Annotated in this window: 4 protein-coding genes; 3 read left to right on the plus strand and 1 reads right to left on the minus strand. The window is 59.0% G+C overall.

Annotation, left to right across the window (positions count from 1 at the left end):
* The first annotated feature begins 103 nt into the window (after nt 1-103).
* Together ACR3FF_RS26040 and ACR3FF_RS26045 are read left to right on the plus strand one after the other, a co-directional pair.
* Nucleotides 104-1,753, plus strand: a complete 1,650-nt coding sequence (locus ACR3FF_RS26040) for an MFS transporter (protein WP_458190998.1) — start codon at nt 104-106, stop codon at nt 1,751-1,753.
* 257 nt (nt 1,754-2,010) lie between these two features.
* Complete coding sequence (locus ACR3FF_RS26045; protein WP_458190999.1) at nt 2,011-2,577, plus strand: flavodoxin domain-containing protein; 567 nt, start codon at nt 2,011-2,013, stop codon at nt 2,575-2,577.
* Between the two features lie 120 nt (nt 2,578-2,697).
* Here the strand turns inward: ACR3FF_RS26045 and ACR3FF_RS26050 are convergent, their stop codons facing one another.
* A complete protein-coding gene (locus ACR3FF_RS26050; RefSeq protein ID WP_458191000.1) occupies nt 2,698-3,249 on the minus strand; it encodes a DUF7342 family protein in 552 nt (183 codons plus the stop codon).
* A gap of 222 nt (nt 3,250-3,471) precedes the next feature.
* On the opposite strand from ACR3FF_RS26050, the gene ACR3FF_RS26055 reads away from it, so the two are divergent.
* The gene (locus tag ACR3FF_RS26055) at nt 3,472-3,756 is read left to right on the plus strand and encodes a ribbon-helix-helix domain-containing protein (RefSeq protein ID WP_458191001.1); all 285 of its coding nucleotides are present in this window, start codon (nt 3,472-3,474) and stop codon (nt 3,754-3,756) included.
* The last annotated feature ends 305 nt before the right edge of the window (nt 3,757-4,061 follow it).

The raw sequence follows: 4,061 nt of genomic DNA on the forward strand, positions 1-4,061 counted from the left end.
GCGCTCTCACTGGAGTGAGACCGCCGTCTTTGGTTGAATCATTCGCTCATCCGCGCCAGCTACTCTCGTCTCGCCCCAGAAACCGAGTCAGTAATCAGGAACGATGGGAACTACCGACAGTAGTTCTTTCTCTGCGGATTCGAAGACGGGATTACAATACTGGGGGCCAGCGGTCGCGGTGAACCTCTCGATGTTCGTTGTGAGTATCAATTCGGCCCTGATGAACGTGGCGGTGCCTGCGATTGTGGCGGAGTTCGACACCACGGTCACCGTGGTTCAGGGGGCGATCTCGTTCTACTCGCTGGTGATAGCTGCGCTGGTTCTTCCCGGTGGCAAAGTGTCGTCCCTGTACGATATCAGGCGCCTGACGACAGTTACATTAGTCGTCTATGGCGTCGGGACGCTGCTGGCGACCATTAGCTGGAACCCCATCGTGCTCTTCGTCGGCTGGTCAGTCATCGAAGGCATCGCGGCCGCTGTGTTGCTTCCCCTGACCTACACCGTACTGATGTTCAGTTACGACGGGGACGACCGGGCGAAGACACTCGGACTGTTGGCCGGCGTGAGCGCGATCGGGGCGGTCGTCGGACCGATTATCGGCGGGGCACTGACGACCTACGCCAGTTGGCGGTGGGGGTTCGCGCTTCAGCTCGTTGTCGTGGCCGCGACCCTCTTTTTCGTCCGGTATCTCCAGCCGGGCCGACTGAAGGAAACGCGCGGATCGCTAGACGTCGGTGGGGCGGTTCTCTCTATCGTCGGTGCGGCGACGCTCGTCACGGGATTCCTTCTTAGCGGGAAGTACGGGTGGCTACTCGTGAGGCGACCGTTTTTCGTCGGCGACGTGCAGTTCAATCCGTTCGGCACGTCGCCGGCGATCTGGTTCCTTGGGGGCGGACTGCTCGCGTTCGCCGCGTTCGTCCAGCACGAACGTCGGATGGAACGCGCCGAACGGGAGCCGCTCGTTCCGCTGGACGTGCTGACGAACGGACGTCTCGTATCGGGCGTCGTCACGTATAGCTTCCGCTCGGTCGTCATGGCCGGGTTCATGTTCATCGTCCCGGTCTATCTCCAGGCGGCGCTCGGCCACACCGCCTTCGAAGCCGGGCTCGCGATGCTTCCGTACTCCCTCGCGACGCTCGTCTTCTCGTCGTTCACGACCGGCTGGCGTACGTACCTCTCGCCGAAGACGCTCGTCCAGGCCGGCATCGTGTTCATGGGCCTCGGACTGATGCTGTTATATCGGGGGACGGGGCCTTCACAGACGATTGCCGGGATGATCGTCCCGATGACGCTCGTCGGAACTGGACTCGGGCTCCTGATGGGACAGATAGTAAATGTGACGTTGTCCGCTGTCCCGACCGCGAACTACGCCGAGGCGTCCGGCGTCCTGCAAACGGGCAGCTCGATGGGGTTCTCCCTGGGGACGGCAGTTGTCGGTTCGCTCCTGCTCGGACGGTTCTACGGCAGCGTCGTCGACGGCGTCCTGCGTTCGCAGGACGTGACGATCTCGATGGAGCAGCGGTACGAGTTGGTGATCGCGCTCGAAGACGCCGCGGAGACGGCGACCGAAGCCACCCAGCAGCAGTTCCTGACCCAACTCACGCCTCCACAACGACAATTACTCGAAGATATCTTTGAGGCCGCCATGTTCGACGCGCAGCAGGCGGCACTGCTCCTCCTCGTACTGTTCGTACTGCTCATGCTCGTCGCATCGACGTTCCTGCCACGGTTTCTGCCCGAAACCGAAGAATGAGACACCACGCCCGTCAGGGTGTGGCATCCTGGATCCCGATCAGGCCGCTGGCTCCGCTCTCCAACAGTCGGTGACGTCCGCGACCGATTCCTTTCAGGCCGTGTTCAGCGGCGCCAAGGTGTATCGAGCGAGGTCACATCCTCTTGAATCCCGCTTCTAGAACTCAACTGCTAACGAATATCCCATTTTCAATCAAAAACCGGTTCTAGTCTTAAAAAGAGGACTCCATTTTTGGTCGATGGAGCCGTATGTGATCTATGGCGGGGATCATCACTATTTTCGGGACTGGTGAGGGACAGACCTCGAAAGTGGCCGAGCGAATCGACGCCGAACTCAGAGCTCGCGACCACGAGACGACGACAGTGAACGTAAAGGAGATTGACCACAGCCTTAGCATCGACGACTTCGATGCCGTACTGGTCGGGGCGTCGATCCACATGGGCAAACAGCAAAAGGCGATCCGCAAGTTCGTCAAAGCCAACCAGGACGTCTTGGCGAGAAAGCCGAACGGCTTCTTCCAGGTCTCCGGATCATCCGGGGAGGAAACCGAGAAGGGTGCAGCGGAGGCAGCGCGGTATGTCGATGAGTTCATCGAGGCCACGAACTGGCATCCGGATCGGATCGGCCTCTTTGGGGGTGCGCTGCGGTTTTCAGAGTACGGGTTCCTGATGCGTGCGCTGGTTAAATTCGTCGCCCGAGTGGAGTCGTCGGGAGAAAATCCCCTGGCCGACGTCGAGTACACCGACTGGGAGGAGGTTGAGGCGTTCGCCAACGAGTTCGCGACATTCGTTGAGCAACGGTTGGGCGAGACGGATGAGGATTGAACGGTATCCATGACGAATATGCACCCGTCCCTTCTCGCGATCGTTGCGTGGTGAGAGGTGTCGCCATCAGTCGGTGGGCTTTCACCTCGCTACCGCTGTAACAGTTCACATGTATCGCTATTACATGCCGTGGCGTTCTCGCCCTCGCTCACCGATCCAGTCATCAGTCGTGGACTCGGCTCGCTGAACTGCCCGTTTGAGGAGTGCGATATCGCGCCGAATCGTTCGCCACTCCGTGAGGTCATCCCAGCGCTCGTGTACCGTCTCGTGCTCCTCACCCGCATCGTCGGAAGTAACCACAGCGTCCGGGTCGGGAACGCCATACTCTGCTTGGTAGGCCTGGTCGTCCTCGATGAGATCATCAATTCGTGCACGAAGATCACTCAGACTATGCTCACGAGCTAGCTGTTCCACACGCTTCCAGCGGAAGTACGAGGGATTACGCTGGTAGGTCGCCGGTCGCGTGTCGGTTCGCTCGGCAATCCCCATCTCCGTCAACTGCTCGAGTGCTTGCCGCGCACCGTTCTCGGAGCAGTCGGCCCACTCGGCAAATTGCTGTGCCGACGCTGCATCGTACGTCCCGACGAGAACGTCATAGACTCGCTGGAACGTCGTTCGATCTGCCTGCCACTGCTTACGTGCGGGAGACGCAGGCGTCCCATCCTCGGTCATGGTTGCCTATTCGGCGACGAAGCGCATATATCTTACTCTAAGCACCCATATGTGAGCCGAATACATCGATTCGTCAATATCAGGAGAGCAGGCCATCTGTCACTCGGTGGTGTCTCAGTGCTGTGTCTTCGACCACTTCCAGCCCAAGCTGAGGGAGGAGTCGGTTTCTGAGATACCCCTCGTCGAAACGATTTATTGGTAAGATAGGCGTATTACGTATGTATGTCTGAAGCGACTACCGGGGACAACGGCGACGACGAAATCGTGACGGTGAATTTCAAAGTCACACAGTCCTTTCTCGACGAGATAGATAGCACGTGGCAGGGACGTGGCTTCAACAGCCGCAGTGAGTTCGTTCGGTATACCCTGCGCGACGCGACTGAGTTCCCGACGTTCGACCGCGACGAACTCGTCGCGCTCCTCAAAGCGGAGGATGACAGCCGCGAAGGGCGAACTATGAGCGCGGAAGAGGCACGCGACCAGTTTGGCAGTGACGAAGATGAGTGACGACGCGTGGACATGGGAACTCGCAGCGAGCGACGACGGGGTGGGTTGTCACCATCCCAGCATAGATTTCAAGGCAGAGTACCACGGCTCGGGTGACCCGTGATACTTCACTCCTTACGGCGAATCTCGGTGAAATTGCAGTGGCGTCGTCCGGAAGAGTGGTTAACAGTCGTCCGTATCGTTCTTACTTTCGCTAGTTGTCCACTCTCTCGATAACTGCATCGGCAAAAGCTGCGCCTCACACGGTAAAGACCGCGAAATGAGACGAAGACTGTCTTGGATGCTGTGATGGGGCGTGAATATGT

Source organism: Haladaptatus ordinarius (assembly GCF_054177595.1).

What these genes read in the sequence shown, in the direction of transcription:
- ACR3FF_RS26040 (WP_458190998.1), top strand. Translation starts at nt 104, where the DNA reads ATGGGAACTACCGACAGTAGTTCTTTCTCTGCGGATTCGAAGACGGGA.
- ACR3FF_RS26045 (WP_458190999.1), top strand. Translation starts at nt 2,011, where the DNA reads ATGGCGGGGATCATCACTATTTTCGGGACTGGTGAGGGACAGACCTCG.
- ACR3FF_RS26050 (WP_458191000.1), bottom strand. Translation starts at nt 3,249, where the DNA reads ATGACCGAGGATGGGACGCCTGCGTCTCCCGCACGTAAGCAGTGGCAG.
- ACR3FF_RS26055 (WP_458191001.1), top strand. Translation starts at nt 3,472, where the DNA reads ATGTCTGAAGCGACTACCGGGGACAACGGCGACGACGAAATCGTGACG.